This window comes from Streptomyces sp. NPDC104367, from assembly GCF_055583825.1.
This window is the reverse complement of sequence record NZ_JBVJND010000004.1, coordinates 1-19,395: the sequence shown is the minus strand read 5'-3', so window position 1 is coordinate 19,395 and position 19,395 is coordinate 1. Positions and strand designations below refer to the sequence as shown.

At 72.8% G+C, this 19,395-nt stretch carries 16 protein-coding genes; 8 read left to right on the top strand and 8 right to left on the bottom strand.

Annotated features, from left to right (window positions below; translation table 11 throughout):
* Positions 1 to 14: 14 nt before the first annotated feature.
* A complete protein-coding gene (locus ACZ619_RS07380) occupies positions 15 to 1,205 on the bottom strand; it encodes a cytochrome P450 (protein ID WP_469595324.1) in 1,191 nt (396 codons plus the stop codon).
* Between the two features lie 214 nt (positions 1,206 to 1,419).
* Here ACZ619_RS07380 and ACZ619_RS07375 point away from each other — a divergent pair, with 214 nt between their 5' ends.
* Positions 1,420 to 2,052 carry a DUF4230 domain-containing protein gene (locus ACZ619_RS07375; protein WP_469596027.1) on the top strand — a complete coding sequence of 211 codons (633 nt, stop codon included), beginning with the start codon at positions 1,420 to 1,422 and terminating at the stop codon, positions 2,050 to 2,052.
* A 479-nt stretch (positions 2,053 to 2,531) separates the two neighbouring features.
* The gene (locus tag ACZ619_RS07370; protein WP_469596025.1) at positions 2,532 to 2,984 is read left to right on the top strand and encodes a VanZ family protein; all 453 of its coding nucleotides are present in this window, start codon (positions 2,532 to 2,534) and stop codon (positions 2,982 to 2,984) included.
* Positions 2,985 to 3,257: 273 nt separating this feature from the next.
* Here ACZ619_RS07370 and ACZ619_RS07365 read toward each other — a convergent pair whose 3' ends face one another.
* Positions 3,258 to 3,506, bottom strand: a complete 249-nt coding sequence (locus ACZ619_RS07365) for a hypothetical protein (protein WP_469595322.1) — start codon at positions 3,504 to 3,506, stop codon at positions 3,258 to 3,260.
* A 67-nt stretch (positions 3,507 to 3,573) separates the two neighbouring features.
* Between ACZ619_RS07365 and ACZ619_RS07360 the strand changes: the two genes are divergently transcribed.
* Together ACZ619_RS07360 and ACZ619_RS07355 are read left to right on the top strand one after the other, a co-directional pair.
* Positions 3,574 to 4,584, top strand: a complete 1,011-nt coding sequence (locus ACZ619_RS07360; RefSeq protein ID WP_469595319.1) for a PHP domain-containing protein — start codon at positions 3,574 to 3,576, stop codon at positions 4,582 to 4,584.
* A 302-nt stretch (positions 4,585 to 4,886) separates the two neighbouring features.
* Positions 4,887 to 5,849, top strand: coding sequence for an SDR family NAD(P)-dependent oxidoreductase (locus ACZ619_RS07355; RefSeq protein WP_469595317.1), 963 nt, complete (start codon positions 4,887 to 4,889; stop codon positions 5,847 to 5,849).
* Positions 5,850 to 5,957: 108 nt separating this feature from the next.
* Here ACZ619_RS07355 and ACZ619_RS07350 read toward each other — a convergent pair whose 3' ends face one another.
* Positions 5,958 to 7,247: an ROK family transcriptional regulator gene (locus ACZ619_RS07350; RefSeq protein ID WP_469595314.1), complete on the bottom strand. Its 1,290-nt coding sequence runs from the start codon at positions 7,245 to 7,247 to the stop codon at positions 5,958 to 5,960.
* Between the two features lie 819 nt (positions 7,248 to 8,066).
* On the opposite strand from ACZ619_RS07350, the gene ACZ619_RS07345 reads away from it, so the two are divergent.
* Complete coding sequence (locus ACZ619_RS07345) at positions 8,067 to 9,329, top strand: FUSC family protein (RefSeq protein ID WP_469595312.1); 1,263 nt, start codon at positions 8,067 to 8,069, stop codon at positions 9,327 to 9,329.
* A complete protein-coding gene (locus ACZ619_RS07340) occupies positions 9,326 to 10,384 on the top strand; it encodes a hypothetical protein (RefSeq protein ID WP_469595309.1) in 1,059 nt (352 codons plus the stop codon). Before ACZ619_RS07345 ends, ACZ619_RS07340 begins: the two co-directional genes overlap by 4 nt.
* Before the next feature lie 325 nt (positions 10,385 to 10,709).
* On the opposite strand, the gene ACZ619_RS07335 is transcribed toward ACZ619_RS07340, so the two are convergent.
* On the bottom strand, positions 10,710 to 12,236 hold the full coding sequence (locus tag ACZ619_RS07335) for an FAD-binding oxidoreductase (protein WP_469595307.1): 1,527 nt from the start codon (positions 12,234 to 12,236) through the stop codon (positions 10,710 to 10,712).
* A gap of 567 nt (positions 12,237 to 12,803) precedes the next feature.
* Here ACZ619_RS07335 and ACZ619_RS07330 point away from each other — a divergent pair.
* Positions 12,804 to 14,027: a lactonase family protein gene (locus tag ACZ619_RS07330; protein WP_469595304.1), complete on the top strand. Its 1,224-nt coding sequence runs from the start codon at positions 12,804 to 12,806 to the stop codon at positions 14,025 to 14,027.
* On the opposite strand, the gene ACZ619_RS07325 is transcribed toward ACZ619_RS07330, so the two are convergent.
* The gene (locus ACZ619_RS07325; protein WP_469595302.1) at positions 13,995 to 14,726 is read right to left on the bottom strand and encodes a DUF2470 domain-containing protein; all 732 of its coding nucleotides are present in this window, start codon (positions 14,724 to 14,726) and stop codon (positions 13,995 to 13,997) included. The two genes, ACZ619_RS07330 and ACZ619_RS07325, sit on opposite strands and share 33 nt — an antisense overlap.
* Before the next feature lie 139 nt (positions 14,727 to 14,865).
* Complete coding sequence (locus ACZ619_RS07320) at positions 14,866 to 15,471, bottom strand: TetR/AcrR family transcriptional regulator (protein WP_469595300.1); 606 nt, start codon at positions 15,469 to 15,471, stop codon at positions 14,866 to 14,868.
* A 108-nt stretch (positions 15,472 to 15,579) separates the two neighbouring features.
* Here ACZ619_RS07320 and ACZ619_RS07315 point away from each other — a divergent pair, with 108 nt between their 5' ends.
* Positions 15,580 to 17,118: a cytochrome P450 gene (locus tag ACZ619_RS07315; protein WP_469595298.1), complete on the top strand. Its 1,539-nt coding sequence runs from the start codon at positions 15,580 to 15,582 to the stop codon at positions 17,116 to 17,118.
* A gap of 64 nt (positions 17,119 to 17,182) precedes the next feature.
* Here the strand turns inward: ACZ619_RS07315 and ACZ619_RS07310 are convergent, their stop codons facing one another.
* Together ACZ619_RS07310 and ACZ619_RS07305 are read right to left on the bottom strand one after the other, a co-directional pair.
* Positions 17,183 to 18,484 carry an alpha/beta fold hydrolase gene (locus ACZ619_RS07310; protein ID WP_469595296.1) on the bottom strand — a complete coding sequence of 434 codons (1,302 nt, stop codon included), beginning with the start codon at positions 18,482 to 18,484 and terminating at the stop codon, positions 17,183 to 17,185.
* A gap of 97 nt (positions 18,485 to 18,581) precedes the next feature.
* Positions 18,582 to 19,395, bottom strand: an 814-nt coding sequence (locus tag ACZ619_RS07305; protein ID WP_469595294.1) for a substrate-binding domain-containing protein, incomplete at its 5' end; no start/stop codon positions are given.

Below are 19,395 nucleotides of genomic sequence, written 5' to 3'. Positions count from 1 at the left end.
CCGGCTGACCCGGCTCACCAGGAGACGGGCAGGTGCCTCGGGCTGCGGGTGATCTGGCCCTCGCGCCAGTCGATCGTCCCGGGGGTGAACTCGGCGCGCAGACCGGGGAACCGGACGGCCAGCCGGTGCAGGGCGAGGGTGATCTCCAGACGGGCCAGCCAGGCCCCCAGGCAGTGGTGGGGTCCGGCGCCGAAGACCACGCCGGGTACGGGCAGGGGCGCGCTGAGGTCGGGCGGGCCGGGCGGGTAGACGTCCGGGTCGCGGCTCGCGGAGTTGGTCTGGACGGCGACGACATCGCCCGCCGGGATCGTGACGCCGCCCACCGCGGTGTCCTGGACGGCCCTGCGCAGCAGGCCGGGCAGCACCCGGCCCTCGCTGAGCGGCACGGTCCGCAGCAGTTGCCCGGCCGCCGTCGCCGCGGCCTCCTCGTCCACCGCCAGCCCGGCCAGGCCGGCGCGTCCGTCGGTGAGGAGGTAGACGACGATGTTGCCGAGCGCGGACATGGTCGTCTCGTGCCCGGCGACCACCAGGCCGCAGACCAGCCGGACGAGCGGGCCCTCCTCGATGCCGAGCGAGTCGCCCGCCGCCACCAGCCCGCTCACCAGGTCGTCCCCCGGGCGGGCCCGGCGCTGTGCCACCAGTTCGGCACCGAAGTCCTTGAACTCCCTTAGGGCGCTACCGACGTCGGCCGGGCTGTGGGCTCCGCCGGACAGCGCGTGGTCGGCCCAGTGGCGGATGCGTTCGCTGTCGATGTGGTCCAGGCCCATCAGCCGGCAGATCACCGACACGGGAAGGCGCCGGGTGAACCCCTCGACGATGTCGGCGGGCCTGGGAGTGGCGGCGAGTTCGTCGAGGAGCGACTCGACCACCGAGGCCACCCAGGGGTGCCAGCGGGCGACGGCGCGCGGGGTGAACGCCCGCTGGACCGTGGAGCGCAGCCGCTGGTGGCCGGGACCGTCCTGGTTCACCAGCGCATCGGGGTCGGTGAGCAGGTTGGGCACGGCGAGCAGGGGCGGGGCGTCCTCGGCATGGAGCGAACTCCGGTCGAAACGCGGGTCCATGAGCACCTGGCGGACGTCGTGGTAGCGGGTGACCAGCCACACCCGGGTGCCGGTCGACAGCGTGGTGGGCCGCGGCGGGCCCGGCTCGGGGTACTCCATTCGGTGCAGGGGACAAAGGGGCCGGAAGGTGCTGTCCGCGGTCATCCGGGGCTCCTGGCACGCCGAGGGGAAGTCACACCACGCTAAAGCGTGTACCAGTCCTGCGTCAGGTGTCTCAATCGGCCAACAACACGGTCTGGCAAGGCGTTCGGCGGGCATTCGTCTCCTTGGAAAGGAGGACCGTCACATGGCGAGTTCCACCAAGGAGAGCAAGGAGAGCTCCGCGAAGGAGACTCCGGTCACGGCCCGGCCCAGGCGGATGCCCGGCTGGGCGAAACTGGTCACCGCGCTGGTACTGGTGCTCGTGGTGCTGTTCGCCGGGATCAAGCTGGCGGTACTGCCGGGCATCAAGGACCTGTTCGGCACGGAGACCCGCGACAACACCGGGCCCGCACTGCTCAAGTCCATCCAGGACATGAGCCGTTACGACGCGGCCTCCGGCAACTTCCAGGTCGTCGTGGACCTGGAGAAGGACGCCAAGTACCTGCCCAGCGCGATCCGCGGCACCCGCACCCTGTACGTCGGGGCGGGCAACGTCGACGCCTATGTCGACCTCGGCAAGATCGGTCAGAAGGACGTGACGGTCAACGCCGACCGCACCGAGGCCACCATCCGGCTGCCGCACGCGCAGCTCGGCAAGGCCACGCTGGACGCCGACCACTCCTACGCCGTCTCCAAGCAGCGGGGTCTGCTGGACCGGCTCGGGGACCTGTTCTCGGACAACCCCAACAGCGAGCAGGCGGTGCAGAAACTGGCCGTCAAGCACATCTCGGAGGCGGCGAAGGGCAGCGGTCTGGCCACCCGCGCCGAGACCAACACGACCGACATGCTGGAGGGTCTGCTGCACTCCCTCGGGTTCACGGAGGTGCACGTGTCCTACGGGACGGTGTGACAGGAAGGGAGCGATGCCGCCGTGCCTGCGGCGGCATCGCCGGGCTTTTCCGGGGTAACTGGCTTACCACGTCGGAAAGTTGAAGAGTGGAGGACCGAATGGCCAGCGCCGTCTCACGCCTGCGCACCGCCAAGGGCGACACGAACGGGGAGACGAGGAAGGACGACGGCACCGGCAGGAAGGCCGGGTTCCTGACCAGGGCCACGCATGCCATCAAGGTCCGCCGCGCCGATCCGGGCGCCGACACGAAGAAGAGCGGCCCGGCGAAGAAGGGCGACTCGGCGAAGGGGGGCGGCTCGGCGAAGAAGGGCGCGCCCGCGAAGAAGGGCGGCACCGGCAGGCTGAGCCGCACCGCGCGCAAGGGCGCGGCGGCCAAGCCGGACGCGACGGCCGGGAAGAGCGCGTCGGCGAAGAAGGACACGGCGGGCAAGGCGGGCACCACCGCCGGGAAGGGGGCCGCCGGCACCGAGCGGCGCGCTCTGCCGCTCCCGTTGCGGCTGCTGGCGATGGCGTTCGCGTTCGCCGTGATGGTGGCGTTCGCCGTCGCGCTGGCCCAGATCACCCTGGACCCGTCCCCTGCGTCGGTGTCGATCGCCCACACCAATATGCACCCGGGCAGCACCATCAGGCTCTACCTCGACCAGCCCGCGTTCCGCGACGCCGTGAAGCAGATCGGCGGCAACGTCCTGCTCGGCGCCCCCTTCGGCATCCTCGTGCCGGTGCTCGCGCCCGGCGCGCGGGGCGTCCTGAAGGTGCTGCTGCTCACCGCGATCGTGATGCTGCTGGTGGAGATGGCACAGGGCGCGCTGGTCGCGGGCCGGGCCTTCGACGTCGACGACGTCATCCTCAACACCACGGGCGCGCTGATCGGCTGGCTGCTCCTGGGCCGTCGCCTCGGCCGAGCCGTACACGCCCGCAGGACCAGGTCCTGACCCGGCCGCAACCCCGAAGCCCACTCCGCCCGGCCGCACGAACGAGACGCGGCCGGGCGGATGCGGTCCCGCTCTCCTCGTCGCGCCACACCGTGGGGGGCTCCGTCGTGCGCGGCACCCTGGATCCGCAGGCGGACGAGTTCCGGGGGGCGGCAGGCGACGACCCGGCCGACGGCGGTCGGGAGCGGATCCGAAGCGCTTGGGCGGCGGCCGGCGATGGGAGCCGGGCCGGCCAGGGCGGCCGGGGGCGGGCCGTGCGGTGTCCGGGGCGCCCTAGTGGCGGGGGGTCCAGGTGTACTTGTCCCCGCCGACCCAGCGGACGACGTCCGGGTCGTCCATGTCGTGGATCGTGACACCGAAGGCCGCGGCGACCTCCAGCACGTCCGTGACGGTCCGCGCCTCGCAGACCACCTGCCCGTCGATCTCCACGATGCGGAAGGGCGGGGCGCCCGGCCTGCCGGTCATGACCCCGAGCACCAGGATCCGCGGCCGGGAGATGTGGGGGCTCGCTATTTCGGTCATGCAATCGAGGGTAGATCTCCCCGGGCGGAAGTGACCTGCCTGAGCCACCCTGACGGAGGAGGTGGCCATGGATCCCGTCGAGGCCCTGGAACGCATCGCCTTCCTGCTGGAACGCGCACTGGCGCCGACGTACCGGATCCGTGCCTTCCGCACCGCCGCCCGGGTGCTGGCGGCCCTTCCGGCCGACGAGGTGGCCGCACGGGCGCGGGCCGGGACGCTGGAGTCGCTCAGGGGTGTGGGCCCGAGGACGGCGCAGGTGGTCCGCGAGGCACTGGCCGGAGATTTGCCCGGATATTTGCGTGACCTTGAGGAAAAGGCGGGGCAATGGGCGGCCGGAGCAGGGGCCGGTCTGCGCGCGCTGCTGCGCGGGGACTGCCATGTGCACTCGGACTGGTCCGACGGCGGCAGCCCGATCGAGGAGATGGGGCGGACGGCGGCCGCGCTCGGCCACGAGTGGGCGGCCCTCACCGATCACTCCCCCAGGCTCACGGTGGCGCGCGGGCTGTCCGCCGGGCGGCTGCGCGAGCAACTGGCGGTGGTGGCGGAGCTGAACGCGGCCTGGGCGCCGTTCCGGCTGCTCACCGGCATCGAGTGCGACATCCTGGAGGACGGCACGCTCGACCAGGAACCGGAACTCCTCGAACGGCTCGACGTGGTCGTCGTCTCCGTGCACTCCAAACTGCGGGCGGACGCCCGCTCGATGACCCGGCGCATGGTGACGGCCGTACGGAATCCGCACGCGGACGTCCTGGGGCACTGCACGGGCCGGCTGGTCGGGGAGCGGCAGCGGCCGGAGTCGCGGTTCGACGCGGACGAGGTGTTCGCCGCGTGCGCCGAGTCCGGTACGGCCGTGGAGGTCAACAGCCGTCCCGAACGGCTCGACCCGCCCCGCCGGCTGCTGCGCCGGGCCGTGGCCGCGGGGGTGCTGTTCGCGATCGACACCGACGCCCACGCCCCCGGGCAGCTGGACTGGCAGCCGCTGGGCTGCGCCCGGGCGCAGGAGTGCGGGGTCCCGGCCGAGCGGGTGGTGAACACCTGGCCCGCCGAGAAGCTCCTGGCCTGGACCCGGGGGCGGTGACGCGGATCACGCACCGGGGTGGAACACCCCATGGTGGTTGCCCGTTGAACCAGTCGTGGGTGCGGACGGGACAGTGTCCCCGGGCCTCACCTTTTGCCCACAGGGACGATCGTTCGGCTGAAGCCCTGTGGAGCCCTTCGCCGAGAGGCGACCGCCGTCCGTGCCCACCACCTGGCCGCCCCGGCCGTGATTCCCCCGTCGCGGTCGGGGCTTTCCCCGTCCCGGGCCGTCCGCGCCCGCCCGGGGGCCGCCCCGGACGTGCGCTTGACTTCGAGAGCACTCCAATCCGTAGCGTTCGAGTCATGAGCACTACGACTCCCCAGCACAAGATCGGTTCCGGTTTCGGCGCGGACAGCACGGCCGAGGACGTCCTGGCCGGCCTCGACCTCGGCGGCAGGCTCGCGATCGTCACCGGCGGCTACTCCGGGCTCGGCCTGGAGACCACCAGGGCGCTGACCGGGGCGGGCGCCCACGTCGTCGTCCCCGCGCGGCGCGCCGAGGCCGCCCGGGAGGCGCTGTCCGGCCTGGACCGGGTCGAGGTGGACGAGCTGGACCTCGGCGACCTGGACAGCGTGCGCGGTTTCGCCGAACGGTTCCTGGCCTCCGGCCGGACCGTCGACTTCGTGATCGACAGCGCGGGGATCATGGCCTGCCCCGAGACCCGGGTCGGACCCGGCTGGGAGGCGCAGTTCGCCACCAACCACCTCGGGCACTTCGCCCTCGTCAACCGGCTCTGGCCGGCCGTCGAGCCCGGCGGCGCCCGGGTGGTGTCGGTCTCCTCCCGCGCCCACCACTTCTCCGGGATGCGCTGGGACGACGTCCAGTGGGAGCGCGGCTACGACAAGTGGCAGGCGTACGGCCAGGCCAAGACCGCGAACGTGCTGTTCGCCGTGCATCTCGACCGCCTCGGCCGGGACTCCGGCGTACGGGCCTTCTCGCTGCACCCCGGCGGCATCATGACGCCGCTCCAGCGGCACATTCCGCGCGAGGAGATGATCGAGCGCGGCTGGATCGACGAGCAGGGCACCTTCCTCAACCCGCAGGGCTTCAAGACGCCCCCGCAGGGCGCGGCCACCCAGACCTGGGCCGCCACCTCCCCGCAGCTGGACGGCATGGGCGGGGTGTACCTGGAGGACTGCGACATCGCCGACCCCACCGCGCCGGGCGCGGCCACCGGCGTACAGCCCTGGGCGATCGACCCCGAGCAGGCCGACCGCCTGTGGACCCTCTCGGCGGAGCTGACCGGCGTGAACGCGTTCGCCTGAGCCGCCCGACCCGACGAGGAGGCGACGGCCTTCCAGTCCGGCCGGGCCGGTCGGGCGGGGCGGCCGGGCCGGTTGCGCCGCTCGGGCCGATCAGGACAGCCAGGCCGGTCAGCGCGGGGTGCGCTCCTCCAGGGCCGTGCGCCAGGCGGGGAGGCGGTCCTCGGCGGTCGGTTCGGCGCGGCGGCCGCCGCGGCTGAAGAAGTCGGCGAGCGGGAGGATCGCTGCGCCCACGGTGACCGCGTCCGGCCCGAGCCGGCCCAGGTCGACCGTGACCTGCTCGGCGGGGTGGCGCAGCGCGTACATGGTGGCGTACCGGCGTACGGCGGGCAGGAACCGGGCGCCGAGCTGGAGTCCGGCCCAGCCGCCGATCAGGATCCGCTCGGGCTGGAAGAGGTTGATCAGGTCGGAGAGGCCGGCGCCCAGGTACTCGGCGGTCTCCTCCAGGACGGCGAGGGCGACCGGGTCGGGCTCGGCGCCCTCGGCCGGGTAGGCGGCGGCCAGCATCGCGGTGAGCGCGCTCTCCTCGTCGAGCCCCTCGGCCGGACGGCCGCCCTCCTCGCGCCAGCGGGCGAGCAGCGACTCGGCGCCGGCGTAGGCCTCCAGGCAGCCGAGCGCGCCGCACCGGCAGCGGCGGCCGCGCACCCGTACCGTCAGGTGTCCCCACTCGACGGCCCGGCCGTGCTCCACCTCGGCGGTGACCAGGCAGGCGCCGACGCCGGAGCCGAAGAGCACCACGACGGCGTTGTCCGCGCCGCGCCCCGCGCCGAACCACATCTCGGCCTGGCCCAGGGTCTTGGCGCCGTTGTCGATGAAGTACCGCACGGAATGAGGGAGTTGGCTGCCGGATCGGAGCAGCTCCTCCAGCGGGACGGCGTCCCAGCCAATGGTCTGGCCGTGCACCACGGCGCCCCGGTCGGCGGTGTGCTCCACTATCCCGGGGACGCCGACGCCGACGCCGAGCAGCAGTTCGGGCGCGACGCCCCCGGTCGCGAGGACCTCGGCGATGCCGTCCCGGATGTGGCCGACGATCACCTCGACGTCGTAGCCCTGCTGCTCCAGCGGGCGTTCGACGCGGGCGAGTTCGGTGAGGGTGAGGTCGAACAGCTCGACGCGGACCCGGGTCTCGCCGACGTCGACGCCGACCATGTGGCCGCTGCGCGGGGCGACGCGCAGCAGGGTGCGGGGGCGGCCGCCGTCGGAGTCGACGCTGCCGGCCTCCTCGACCAGGCCGTCGGCGACCAGGTCGGCGACCACGTTGCTCACCGAGCCGGAGCTCAGGCCCGTCGCCGGGCCCAGCTCGAAGCGGCTGAGCGGGCCGTCGAAATAGAGCCGCTGCAGCACGGCCGTGCGGTTGGCCCTCCTGAGGTCGCGTACCGTACGCCCGTTCCGCCCCGCCATGTGGCTCCCTTCACGAACCCTTCCCGACCTGCAACATACTCCTTCGGGAAGCGGGAAGCGACATTTTCCCAACCCTTAGTTCACGCTGTGAGCTAAGGAGGGGGCGGATCGGTCGGCGCCGGGTCGCGCCAGGGAGGCGGAGGCGGCGCCCGTCAGCCCGACGCGTACACATCCTCCACAAAGCGGCCGCCCGCCACCAGGGACTTCAGCCATTCGCCGGGATTCCCCCGGGCACCCGATCGCGGAACATCGTGCGGAAACCCTCCCGCATCCCCCGGGCCACCCTGCCACCGCCCTGCCACCGCCCCCGCAGACGCGCCCCCGGGCGCCCGCTCCCACCAGCTGCCACACCTCCTCGATCTCGGCGGCGTCGCACCCGAAGCGGCAGTGGGCGGGCGGGAGTTCGAGGGGCGTGGGCAGGCGTTGCCGGGCCGGGGCGCCACCACGGCGCGGGCCGCCCGCGAGCCGGGCCTCGGCGCGGGCGGCGTCACGTACCGCCTGCGGTGCCCGTCGACCCGGCGGGACGCGGACAACCGGACCGAACTCGTCGCCCGCGCCTACGCCTTGGGCGTACGCACCCCCGGCACCCGGCCACCGGCGGCACAGGCCGCCCCCGCACCCTCCGGCGCCCCGAAGCGGACGCCTCCCGGTCCCGGCGGGTGCGGCCGCCAGGCACGTCGGGCCGGTGTCCGGTTTCGGTGCGGGGCCCAGCCTGCGGGAATCGCGTGTGACCAAGTCCCGTCGTCCAACCACTAGCGCGCGCGAGTGATCTGTGGAAAATACGTTCGACGTGACACATGAGGGGGAACAGGCCAAGGGATGCAAGACGTACGTAAGTGGCACAAAGGGCTGCCGCGACTGCTGCGGCGCCATCGGGACCCGGTGGTCGTCCAGACACTGCGATCGGCCACGGCGGCCTCGATCGCCTACGTCGTCGCGCTGCACCTGAGTCCGGAACCGGCACCGCTCACCGCCCCGCTGACCGCTCTGCTGGTCGTCCAGGTGACGCTGTACGCCACCCTGACCAACGGACTGCGCCGGGTCACCTCGGTGGTGGCCGGCGTCCTGGTCGCCATCGCCTTCAGCCAGCTGGTGGGGCTGACCTGGTGGAGCCTGGCGCTGCTGATCGTGGCCTCGCTGGCGGTGGGGCACCTGGTCCGCGTCGACGAGTACGTCCCCGAGGTGGCGATCAGCGCGATGCTGGTCCTCGGGGTGACCACCATCAGCAGCACCGCCTGGGCGCGGATCGTGGAGACCCTGATCGGCGCGGTCGTCGGGATGGCCTGCAACCTGCTGCTCGCTCCCCCGGTGTGGGTGGACGAGGCCGGCGAGTCGATCGAGGGCCTGGCACGCCGGCTGCGCCAGTTGATGCTGCGGATGGGCGAGGAGGCGGCCGGGCTCACCCCGTGGCAGCGGGCGGCCGAGCGGCTGCACGAGGCCCGCCGCCTGGACCACGCCATCGTCGAGGTGGACGCGGCGCTGCGGCAGGCCGAGGACAGCCTGCGGCTCAACCCGCGGGTCCGGGAGGGCCTGCTGCACCGGGTGGTGCTGCGCACCGGCCTGGACACGCTGGAGATCTGCACGGTCGTGCTGAGGGTGCTGGCCCGCACCTTCACCGACCTGGCCAAGGCCCGCGAGCCCGAGCCGCTGTTCGCCTCGGACGCGGGCGCGGCCGTGGAGCAGCTGCTGTCCCAGATCGCCGACGCGGTGGTCAGCTTCGCGGTGCTGGTGACCACCAGCATCAGCGAGAACGCCGAGTCGGCCGAGTCCCGGCTCGCGGCCGAGCTGCACACGGCGACCGGCACCCGGGACAAGCTCGCCGAGCTGCTCCAGGACGAGATCCGCCGCGACGACCGGAACTGGCAGCTGCTGGGCGCCATGCTGACCGAGGTCAACCGGATGATCGACGAGCTGGACACCGAGCACCGCACCCGACGGCTGCTGGAGGAGCTGGACCGGGTCTCCGGCGAGCAGCGCGCCAGGCTGCCGCGGCCGTCCTGGCTGCCGGAGCGGCTGCGGCGGAACCGGACGGGTGGTACGGGACGTTCTCAGTCACAGACGGGGAAGGGGGCACGCCGATGACCGACACGGCGGTTCGGATCGACGGGAACACACTGCGGCTGCCGGGCGGGGTGGCGGTGCGGTTCGTGCGCACGCTGCGGCTGCCGGAGACGGGGACGCATCCGCTGCCGCCGGGGCTCGGTGAGTTCCCGGTGCGGCGGGTGTCCGACTTCGCGGACACGGTGCCCGAGGAGTGGCGGGCGCGCGGCGGGGTGATGCTGCCGGTGTACCTGCGCGAGGCGATGTGGCTGAGCTTCGCGGGCACCACGGAACCGGCCGCTCTCCAGGTCGGCGTGGGCAAGGTGTGCGCGGTCTCCGGCGAGCCGTGGAGCGACCGGCTGTCGCGGAAGCCGCAGAACTACCTCGTCCTGCCCCGGCAGCCCTGGCTCGACGGCATCAACTCCGGGAAGGGCACGGTGCGCCAGTTCGTGGCGGTGCCGCTCGGGCTGGGCGCGACGGTGGAGGGCCAGGTCACGGGCGAGGAGGTGTGGGGCGGGGTGCAGCTCCAGTCCTTCACGCTCGCGGACGGCCCGCTCACCGAGTGGCGGCGCCAGGAGCGGCTGCGGCTGGAGCGGACACCGCCGCCCCCGCCGCCGACGGCCGGTGGCTACGGCGCGGCACTGCCGATGATGGCCGCCCCCGCGGCGCCCGCCGCGGTGCCCGCGCCCGGTGCCGCGCCGGTCAGGTCCAGGTCGGCCGCGATGGGCCTCGGCGTCGGCGGCTCGATGCACCAGGAGGTGTACCGCGACGACCGGCCGCCGGGAGACTGGGAGCGGAGCCCGGCCGGGCGGGTCTTCGTCCACCTGGTCACGCCCCCGGAGTGGCGCCGCATCACGGGCGAGGCGCCCCCGCCGTCACCGGTGGACCGGGCGGCGTACACCCGCGCCGGGCTGCCCTGGTACGACTACTACGACGAGGACGCCCGGGATCTCGCCCCGGCGGAGACCCTGGAGGGGGTCAAGCCGGTCGGCGACTGGCTGGGTGACGACCTGGAGCCCTGGCAGCAGCCGTCCCCGGGCCAGGTGATCCCGCTGAAGGACGCCCAGGGCAAGCCGGTGGAGGACGGCGACTGGTAGCGGACGGGCCACCAGGGCGTCGGTAGCGGACGGAACGCTCAGGGCGCTTCTTTCCGATCATCGAATCGCTGCTCCGCCGCCGGCACTGGCCGGCTGCCCGGTGAGGTCACTGACGCGGTCCGTACGGGGCCGGAGCCGTGGAACCCGGCGCCCACCCGGCACGGCAGCCGGATCATCAGCCCTGGCCGCAAGCAGAAATCGTCGCTCTGAACGAGCAAAGGGACCGCCAGCAGGCTGACGGTCCCTCATGCAAGATCGACTGCGTCGGGCCCCTCTGCGGGAAAGGCCGAGCCCGACCGGGACGGGCCCGACGGGGAACTGTCGATCAGCGTGACGCGGGCGGGATGCTCTGCTCGTACTGGAAGACGTTGTAGGGGTCGTACTTCGCCTTGATCTCGCGCAGCCGCTCGAAGTGGCGGCTCCCCCAGTAGGCGGTCTCCCACTCCTGCATGCCGACGTTCGGCACGTTGACGTAGGCGCCGTCCACGAAGCTGCGCATCGCCTGGCTGAATTCGGCGGTCCAGGCCTGGCACGTCGAGGTGAGCGGGTCGCAGACGCCTGGTGTCGTTGAAGGAGTCCCCCAGGCTGCGCCGATCTCGCCGTAGAAGATCGCGTCGCGGTGCATGAACGCGGTGCCGCCGCGGGGCTCCTTCTTGATCGCCCCGCCGAAGGCATCAACGAAGTAGTTGCTGTCCTCCGTGGGAGCGTTTCGCATGTAGTACCCGATGACGTCGATCGCCTTCTTCGGGAACAGCTTCTTGGCGAACTGCGAGAAGAACTTCACGTTGGCGGGCTCTTGCGAGCGCGGGACCTGGGCTCCGGCAAAGATGGGACCCCAGTTGCCGACCTGCACCGTCACATCGGGCGTGCCGATCGACAGGATCGGGGCCAGCATCTTCTTGGCCTCTGCCTCCGTGCCCTCCGCGAGCCACGCGAACAGCAGGATCTGGGACTTGTGGATCTCGACTTCGGATCCGAGGCGGTTGTCGGCGAACGGGACCGTACGCTGCCATGCGTCGAAGATCCCATGCAGGTCCGTAAGGCCGTCCCAGGTCGCCTGCACATAGGCGATGCGCTTGAGCGGGTGCACCTTGTAGGTGAGTTGCGTGACGATTCCGAAGTTGCCGTTTCCCGCCCCACGGAGCGCCCAGAGCAGGTCCGAGTGGTCCTTCAGGTCGGGATGGATCACCTTGGCGCAGTCGCGGCCCGAGGGGACGACGACCTCGGTCCCGATCAGGCTGTCGCAGGCCATGCCGAGCCAGCGGTTGAGGGGGCCGAGGCCGCCGCCTACCGTCGCGCCGACCAAGCCGACGCTGCCCTCGCTTCCGGTCGTGACCGCGAGGTTCTGCTTGGCGAGCGCCGTCACCGCTTCCAACTGGGTCAGGCCTGCGCCGACCGTCGCGGTACGGGCGTGGGCGTCGATGTGGACCGACTTGAGCTGGCTGACGTCGATCACGATGCCGTTGTCGATGTTCGACCAGCCCTCCAGGGCGTGGCGGCCGCTGCGTACCCGCAGTGCGACGTTGTGCTGCCGCGCCCAGGTGAGGGCGTTCACCACGTCCTGGGTCTCCTGGGCGAAGACGATGACCAGCGGGTAGTGAGAGAACAGCTGGTCGTAGTCGATACGATCATCCGTGTACGAGGCGTCACCGGGGCGGACGACATGACCGGTCAGCTTCGCCGGCGGACATGCCGACGACCCTTTGGTCGGGTCGCTCGCGGCCAGGAGGCCCGAGGTGCTCGCGGCCGCAATGTCCGGCGCGCCTGCGGCCGTGAGGCCCGGGACGACGATCGCCCCGGCACCGGCGGCCGCTGACGCCCTGAGTAGGTAGCGGCGGGAAAAGTCGCTCAAGGTCCAGATCCTCTCGATCGGGCTACGCTGCTACGCAGCTGAGGGAGCCTTTGCCCTCCAGCCACCGGGCAGTCCTTTGTGGTCGACTCCCGCACGGTAACGGGGCGACCATGCGGTGTTTCCCGACACGCCAATTGAGGATGATGACGGCAGCCTGAAGGAGTAATTCAGCGGTATCCCGCTATAACCGCATTCTCTTTTCACTGGTCAAGGTGTTATTGGCCGTCTTGCTGCCATCCTGATCCGGACGCGATTACCTAATGTCTGACTGACCGACAGGACCTATGCGGTTTCGTTTAGATCAGCGGGCGGACCACAGGTGGATGGTTGCGGTCCTTTCGTAGCGGTGGCGATCCCACGGCACTGTTTCAGGCCGTTGATGCACCGCTACGGTGCTGCGCCGCTTGCAGGTCTCATGGTCGAAGACCGGTGGCCCGGGAGTCGGTGGCGAAGGGGGCATCAGGTGTCGTGGAGAGCGCAACGCCCGTTCCCTTTTTTGCCTTCGGCCTCGGAGACACGCCAAGGTGGCCGTCACGACCGGGGCGAGCGACGACCTGAGGTGCGGGCATGAGCAGGGGCAGTGGCAGTGGAGTGACGCGCGGCGGCTGGAGCCGGCGCCGGTTCGTCGGCGCGCTGGCGGGCGCGGCCGCCGTGGTCGCGGTCCCGGCACCGGCGGCCCCGCCCGAGGAGCGGCCGGAGCAGCCGGAGCGGCCGACGGCGGCGCAGCCGAAGGCCCGGTCCTCGGCCGGGCCGTCCACCGGCCCCCGCCCGCTGTACCTCGGCACCTACACCTCGGCGGACGGCGGCGGGAAGGGCATCGGTCTCGCCGCCTACGACCCGGCGAGCGGCGCGATCACCGGGGCCGGGACGCTCACCGGCGTCGCCGACCCGTCGTACCTGGCCGTGCATCCGGACGGGCGGACGCTGTACGCGGCGGACGAGCGCGCGGACGGGGCCGTGACCGCCGTACGCCTGGCGGACCGGAAGGTTCTCGGCAGCCGGAGCACGGGCGGGGCGGGGACCTGCCATCTGTCGGTGCATCCCGGCGGCCGCTGGCTGCTGAGCGCCGACTACACCTCGGGCAGCGTGGCCGTGCACCCGGTCGACGCCTCGGGCGCGCTCGGTGCGCGCACCGACCTGGTGACGCACACGAGCCCGGCGCCCGGACCCGGCCGGCGGGGCCCGCACGCGCACCAGTTCACGACCAGCCCGGACGGCGGCCACGTCCTCGCCGTCGACCTGGGCACCGACACGGTCTACAGCTACCGGCTGGACCTGGCCGAAGGCACGCTCACCGAGGTCGCGCGGGCGCACACCAGGCCGGGGGCGGGCCCGCGCCATCTGGCCTTCCACCCGGGCGGGCGGTACGCGTACCTGGCCAACGAGGTGGACGACACGGTCGTGGTCTGCGCGTACGACCCGGCCGACGGCCGCCTCACGGTCGGCGAGCCGCAGTCCACCGGCAGCGCCGCGGGCACCGCCAACTACCCGGCCCAGTTCCTCGTCACCGCGGACGGCGGGCACGCCTTCCTCGCCAACCGGGGCGCCAACACGCTCGCGCGGTACGCGATCGAGGCCGACGGGTCCCGGCTGCGGCTGCTGGACACCGTGCCGGTGCACGGGGACTTCCCCCGGCAGATCGCCTTCTCGCCGGACGGCGGGCTGCTGTTCGCGGCGAACCAGCGCTCGGGCACGGTGAGCGTCTTCACCGTCGACGCGCGCGACGGCGGACTCCGGCTCGCGGGCGAGCCGTTCGCCTCACCGGTCGCCGTCTGCGCGCTGCCGCTGTAGCGTGCGCGGGCAGGAGGCGGCGGCGCTGGCCTGGGTCAGCAGGACGTGCATCCGCTCGGTGAGCTGGGCGACGTCGTCGGCGGGCGCGTGGAAGGTCAGCCGTACGTCGCCGTGGGCGCGGGTGCGTTCGATGCGCAGCGTGATGCCGTGCCGGTCCACGGCGAGGGGCTGGACGCGGGTCGCGGCGTGCAGGCTCTCCGGCTCGACGAGCCGGGTGAGCCGCTCGACGGCGTCCGGGTGGGCGTCGGCGAGGTGGGTGAGCAGTTTCGCCTCGGCGCCGGCCAGTGGGTCGGGGGTGGCGGCGGCGAACTCGTCGAGGTCGACGACGACCGCGCCGGAGGGCCGGCGCAGCACCACGCGGGTCGGGTGGAAGACGAGGTGCTCGTCGGAGGCCACGAACCAGCCGGCCATCCAGAGCCGGGCCCGGATCCGGCCCCGCACCGGGACGGGCGCGACGTCGGCGAACTCCAGTACCGCGGACGGCTCGCCGCGCGGGGCGCAGATCGCCGCCGTGAGCAGGGCGCTGTCGTCCGGCACGTGCAGCAGCACCCGGCCGTCGTCGGCGACGGCGTGCGCGCCGACGAACTCCTCACGTCCGCCGTCCGCCGTCACCATGCAGGACCACGCGGTGGCCAGCAGCGACCGGGCCTGTTCGGCAGCGCCGGGTCCGGCGGCCCAGGCAGCCTGTTCGTCACCCATCCCGAAACCTCCTTAGGTAAGCCTCACCTAACTTACCGAAGATCGGGAAGTACGCCAACATCGGGCGCGTCACGCGTCCCCGCGGAACCGGCGCACCCGGCGCCGGACACGGGCGGTCGGTCCGGAGGCGGGACCGTTCTCAGGAGATGACGCCCAGCAGCGCCCGCGCGCACAGGTCCCGCACCTGTTCCCGCGTCAGCTCCCCGGTGCGCAGCCACTCCAGGCAGACCTGCGTGGTGAAGGCCAGCCAGCCGCGCACCGCGAGGCGGGCGTCCGGGCGCCGCTCCAGCGCGGGGCCGAACTCGGGATCGGCGGCCAGGGCTGCGAGGATCTGGCGTTCCTGGTCGTCCTGGGCCCGGCGGTAGACACGGCGCACGGCCTGGTCGCCGGAGGCCTCGGCACGGTGGAAGGCCCGGAAGCCGTGGGCGTGGGTCCGGACGTAGTCGAGGTAGACGTCGAGGCCCGCGGTGAGCTGGTCACGGGCGGGCACACCGGGCTCGGCCGCGGTCATCCGCAGCATCCGCGCGCTCTCCCGCTCCACCACCGCCGCGAAGAAATCCCGTTTGGCCGGAAAATAGTGGTAGAGCAGACCCCGGGAGACACCCGCTATCTCGGCGACCTGCTCGATCCACACGTCGTCGTACGGGCTCTCCGAGAAGAGCCTGGCCCCGACCGAGAGGAGCTGTTCACGGCGCTCCGCGGTGCTGAGTCTGCGGCGGCTGCGCTCACCCTGGTTCGCGACCATGTCCGCACTTTACTTGACGCGGATTCAACAACGGGACGAGACTGAACACGCTTATTGAACCCACGTACAACTAGCTCAACCTGCCGCAGCACCAAGGGAGATCGCGTCATGGCGGAGACGGTCACGCAGCCGGGGACAGGCCCGGACGGCCCGCTGCCGAAGGGGTTCCGGGGAGCCGAGCAGGGCTGGCCCGAGCTGCACCGCATCCCCCATCCGCCACGCCGGGTGCCCTTCCTCGGCGACATCCGGGGCGTCGACCGGCGCAGGCCCCTCCAGGACTCGATGCGCTTCGCCGAGCAGCTGGGCCCGATCTTCCGGCGCAAGGCGTTCGGCAACGAGTTCGTGTTCGTCTGGGGCGCCGAGCTGGCCGCCGACATGGCCGACGAGGCGCGGTTCGCCAAGCATGTGGGCCTCGGGGTCGCCAACCTGCGGCCGATCGCCGGGGACGGCCTGTTCACGGCGTACAACCACGAGCCGAACTGGCAGCTGGCGCACGACGTGCTGGCACCGGGCTTCAGCCGGGACGCCATGGAGGGCTACCACGCGATGATGCTGGCGGTCGCCGGGCGGCTGACCGACCACTGGGACCGCGAACTGGCGGCCGGCCGCTGGGTGGACGTGCCCGGGGACATGACCAAGCTGACCCTGGAGACGATCGCGCGCACCGGGTTCGGACACGACTTCGGCTCCTTCGAACGGGACCGGCCGCACCCCTTCGTGACCGCGATGATCGGCACCCTCACCTACGCGCAGCGCCTCAACAGCGTGCCCGCGCCGCTGGCCCCGCTGATGCTGCGGCAGGCCGCCCGGCGCAACGCGGCCGACATCGTCCACCTCAACCGCACGGTCGACGGCCTGGTCGCCGAGCGGCGCGAGTCCGGCCGCGGGGACGGCGACCTGCTCGACCGGATGCTGGAGACGGCCCACCCCGAAACCGGGGAACGGCTCTCCGCCGAGAACGTACGGCGCCAGGTGATCACCTTCCTGGTGGCGGGCCACGAGACCACCTCCGGCGCGCTCTCCTTCGCCCTGCACTACCTGTCCCTGCACCCGGAGATCGCCGCCCGGGCCGCCGCCGAGGTGGACCGCGTCTGGGGCGACACGCCCGCGCCCGGCTACGACCAGGTGGCCAAACTCCGTTACGTCCGCCGGGTCCTGGACGAGTCGCTGCGGCTGTGGCCCACCGCGCCCGCCTTCGCCCGCGAGGCCCGCCTGGACACCGTGCTGGCCGGTCGGCACCCGATGCGCCGGGGCGCCTGGGCCCTGGTTCTCACCCCGATGCTGCACCGGGACCCCGAGGTGTGGGGCGCGGCCGCCGACGGCTTCGACCCGGACCGGTTCGACGCCAAGGCGGTACGCGGCCGGGCCCCGCACACCTTCAAGCCGTTCGGCACCGGCACACGGGCCTGCATCGGCCGCCAGTTCGCCCTGCACGAGGCGACCCTGGTCCTGGGCCTGCTGCTGCGCCGCTACGGCCTGATGGCCGACCCGGACTACCGCCTGGCGGTGACCGAGCGGCTGACGCTGATGCCCGACGGGCTGCGGCTGCACCTGGACCGGCGCACCCCCGCCCCGGCACCGGTGACGGTGCCAGGGACCCCGGCCGCGGAGGGCGGCGGCTGTCCCGTGCACGGGGCGGGCGCCTGACGCCGGCCGGCCCGCGAGCGCCGCACGGACCGGCGGCTGCCGAGTCTCCGGCCCGGCGGGCTCGTCACGCCTCGTCGCGGACGAGTGCCAGCAGCCGGTCCAGGACCCTGGGCGCGCCGGTGCGCAGCCCGTCGTGCTCGAACTCGTCGGTGACCCAGGTGCGCAGGCCCCGGACGGCACGGGCGGTCTCCAGCGAGTGCCCGGTGTCGACGTACATGTCGTCGTGGTAGACGGCGGCGGCGACCGGGACCTCGTTGACGGCGAGGCGGGCGGGGTCGTAGAGCGGCTGCCAGTCGGTGCGGGCGGCGAGCAGTGCGGCGGTCTCGCGCAGGGGGCGAAGGGCCGGGTCGGTGTCGAACACCCAGGGGTGGACGGTCTCGCCGGTGAACAGCACCGGGGTGTCGCCCGCGAGCGCCTTGGCCGCGTCGAACTGCGGGAACTCGGCGCGCACCCGCTCGGCCGCCCAGTCGGTGGGGCGGGTGCCCTGGCCGTAGCAAGGCTCGTGGACGAGGGCGTAGAGCGGGTTGCTCGCGTACGACAGGAGGCCCTGGACCTGCTCCTGGAAGGCGTCGGAGAGCGCGGCACCGGCCGGGGTGCGGACGAAGGCGTCCTCCAGGAGGAAGTGGAGGCGGTGGCTGCCGTCGCTCATGCCCAGCATCAGGCCGAGGGACTGGAAGGCCTCGACGGTGAGCCGGTAGCCGTTCGGCAGGACCGCCGGGTGGTCGAGGAGGTGCTCGGCGATCCGGCGGACCCGCTCGACGTCCATCGGGTAACGGTCGTAGTGCGCGGCGACCTTGCGCTCGATGCGCGGGTAGGCGGCCCGGTAGACGTCGTCGGCGTGGGCGTCCAGGGACGGCAGCCCGCCGGTGATCACGGAGGTCTTCAGACCCTCGGGGAAGAACGACAGGTAGGTCACCGTGCAGAAGCCGCCGAAGCTCTGGCCGAGGGTGGTCCAGGGGGCGCCCCCGGTGACCTGCGGGCGGATCGCCTCGCAGTCCCGGACGATCGAGTCGGCGCGGAAGAGGGCGAGGTGGTCGGCCTGGGCGGCCGGACCGCCGCGCAGCGGGAGGGTCTGCCGGTTGACGGGCGTGGAGCGGCCGGTGCCACGCTGGTCGAGCAGCAGGACGCGGTACTCCTGGAGGGCCCGGTCGAGCCAGGCCTGACGCCCGACGAAACGATTCGCCCCGAATCCGGGGCCGCCCTGGAGGTACAGCAGCCAGGGCAGGTCCTGGCCCGCCTTGTCGCTCGCGACCGCCTCCCTGGCGTACAGCTCGATGGTCTCGCCGGCCGGGTCGGCGTGGTCCAGGGGGACGGTGAAGTGGCGGTCGGTGAGGACGACGCCGGGCTGGCGGTAGCTGAGACTCAACGGTTCTCCCGGGACGGACGGACGGTCGCGTCCCAGTTGAGCACATGTCCCGGGGCCCTCCGCCGCCGGGATCATGCAATCGTTACTGAATAGCCGATCAGCGGGCGGCGAGGCTGGAGCGGCGCACCACCAGTTCCGGCTGGAGCACCACCCGGCGGTGCTGGTGCGCCCGCGGCCCCTCGTGCTCCTCGGTCTCCTCCAGCAGCAGGTCGGCGGCCATGGCGCCCATGGTGACGGCGGGCTGGCGGACCGAGGTGAGCGGGACGGCCGCGGCCGCCGCGAACTCGATGTCGTCGTAGCCGACGATCGCCAGGTCGTCCGGGACGACCACGCCCGCCGCGTACATGGCCTGGAGCACGCCGAGGGCGAGCAGGTCGTTGGCGCAGAACACGGCGGTGGGCCGGTCGGCCAGGCCGAGCAGCCGGGCGCCCGCGTCCCGTCCGGCGGCCACGTCGAGGCGCTCGGTGGGCAGCTCGCGCAGCGCGTCGGGACCGAGCCCCGCCTCGGCCAGCGCGCCGAGGGCGCCGGTACGCCGGTCGCGGACCTGGTTGAACCCGGGCGGTCCGCTGACGTAGGCGATCGACCGGTGCCCCGCGTCGACGAGGTGCCGGACGGCCAGCGCGCCGCCCGCCACGTCGTCGACGCTGACCGAGCACTCGGTGGTGCCCTCCGCGACCCGGTCCACCAGCACGAAGGGGATGCCGTGCCGGCGGAAGGCGTCGATGTTGCGGCCGGTGGCGTCGGCCGGGGTGAGCAGGACGCCGCGCACCCGCTGCTCGGCGAAGAGCGCGAGGTAGTCGGCCTCCTCCCCCGCGTTCTGCGCGCTGTTGCAGACCATCACGCCGAGTCCGGCGTCGCGGGCGGCGCGTTCGGCGCCGCGGGCGACGTCCACGAAGAAGGGGTTGCCCATG